This window comes from Corallococcus sp. AB049A (genome assembly GCF_003668885.1).
GTDB lineage: Bacteria > Myxococcota > Myxococcia > Myxococcales > Myxococcaceae > Corallococcus > Corallococcus interemptor.
On sequence record NZ_RAWL01000741.1, the window covers coordinates 1 to 2,030 of the forward strand.

Sequence of the window (2,030 nt, forward strand, 5' to 3'; positions counted from 1 at the left end):
GCCCACCCAAGCCGCAGACGCTGCCGAGTGCCGTCTGGATCAACAACCCCGCCCGGTTGGCCAACTCACTGGAGGTTGCGCAGTAATCTCACGAACTCGCTGTCTCACTCACGTTGACAGGTTCCGCGGAGGTGCGCCATCAATGCACCGTCCTGAGTGTTAGTTATGCCTGGCTGGCATTTTGAGCTGGGCACCAAGAAGCTGAGGGGGAACCGCCGAGGAGGCTTTTCACAAGACCAGAACCCCCCAACTTCCATAGCAACCCCCTAATCGGAACTGCGCACCAAATATGCGACAACCACCCGGGCGACCTGCTTCGTCACCCGGGGGGCCCAGAGAACTACGGGCAGCTACCCGTTCCCGTGGCGCCCACCGCCGGCAATCCGCTCGGGCGGTTGGGCAGCGGCAGTTCGGGGTGATCGAACGGCGCCCTTTCCTTCTCCACGCGGCAGTCCGTCAGCGCGTTCGTCAGGAAGTCGAGGAGCGCGCCTCGCTGGGCGGTCGTGAGGGTGAAGGGCTGCAGCAGGCTGGTGGTCTGCGGGTTCGGTACGTCGCGGCCTCCCTGGGCGTAGAAGTCGATGACGTCGTTCAGCGTGGCCTTGCCTCCCTGGTGGAAGTACGGGGCCGTCAGCTTGATGTTTCGCAGCGTGGGCGTCTTGAAGGCTCCCAGGTCGAAGGGCGAACCGCTGATGGACACCGGGACTCCCTGCGCTCCCAGGCGGCCTCGGCCCGGGTCCTCGTTGGGCGGACGCAGGCCCAGGTTGTGGAAGCCCTGGTCTCCTCCGTCCGCGTTCAGCGAGCCCGCGACTTGGTACGCACGCCAGCTGGCGTCCGAGAGCAGACCTCCGTTGTGGCAGGTGTTGCAGCGCGCGGGCCCCAGGAAGACTCCGAAGCCGTGGAGCTGGTTCAGCGTCAGCGCCGTGATGTTGCCCTCCAGGAACTTGTCCAGCGGCGTGCGGTCCGGCACCAGCGTCGCCTGATACGCGTAGAGCGCTTCACCGACGATGAGCGAGAACTCCGCCTCCGCGTTGTTCGTCAGCGTGGGGCCAAAGGCGCGCAGGATGAGCTCCTTGTACGTGCACGGGACTCCGTCGCAGATGAGACCCGGGCCCGCGGGGTTCGCCAGGGGCCCCAGCACGCTGTCGTTCGTCGCCACGTGCTGCAGGCGCAGCGCTCCTCGCGGCAGCAGCTTCGTGCCCAGGCTGTTCGGTCCGTTGAACGGACGGCCCGTGCAGGTCATCTCGAACTCGTCCACCGGCGGCGCGACCGCCTGTGACGCCAGGGCCACGTTCTCGACCGTGTACGGGCCGTTGCCGTTGCCCAGGTGACCGAAGGGGTCCCGGCCGTTGAAGACGTGCGTGGCCAGGCCGTCCCAGAACAGCTCGCGGAAGTACACCGCTCCAATCATCGTCGGGCTGTTGCGTGCTCCCACCCGGCGCTCGGTGTACCACGGGAAGGCCGACACCTGCTGGCAGATGTCGGTCGACTGCGTCAGGTCCGGGTTGATGCCGAGGAAGGTGGCTCGCACCGTGCCCTGGGAGCCCACCCGGTCGTTGTTCGTCACGTTCGACGGCGTGAACTGCTGGCCCGCCGCCGTGACTCCGCCGCTCGCGTAGATGCCGTCGATGCCCGGGTTCAGCGTGTTGAACGTGCGGTCATCCGCTCCCGCCTTGAAGTGACAGGTCGCGCACGCGCTCTGCGCGTCCGAGCCGATCTGCACGTCCCAGAACAGCGCCTTGCCCAACTGCACCGCCGCCGGCATGTTGGTGATGTGCAGCCCCTTCGGCGCGGGCACCTTCTCCGCTCGCAGGGGCAGGATGCGCATGAAGTCGTAGCCTCCCGGCGGCAGCGTGGACGCGCTGCGCGCCTCCAGGCCCGTGGTGTTGGCTTCAATGCCCACCGTGGAGAGCGCCAGCGCGGTTCCTGCCGCGGCCTTCTCCAACATGGCGGCCTCCTCCGCCTTCTCGCTCGTCGCCGCGGCCGCGGGCGCCGCCATCACGGGCGCGGGGGCTGTCTCTTATACCACATCT

Annotated in this window: 1 protein-coding gene; it reads right to left on the reverse strand. The window is 67.4% G+C overall.

The genetic code is table 11. From position 1 onward, the window contains the following. Positions 1-340: 340 nt before the first annotated feature. Positions 341-1,996 carry a cytochrome-c peroxidase gene (locus tag D7X55_RS38905; protein ID WP_121725668.1) on the reverse strand — a complete coding sequence of 552 codons (1,656 nt, stop codon included), beginning with the start codon at positions 1,994-1,996 and terminating at the stop codon, positions 341-343. Positions 1,997-2,030: the final 34 nt, after the last annotated feature.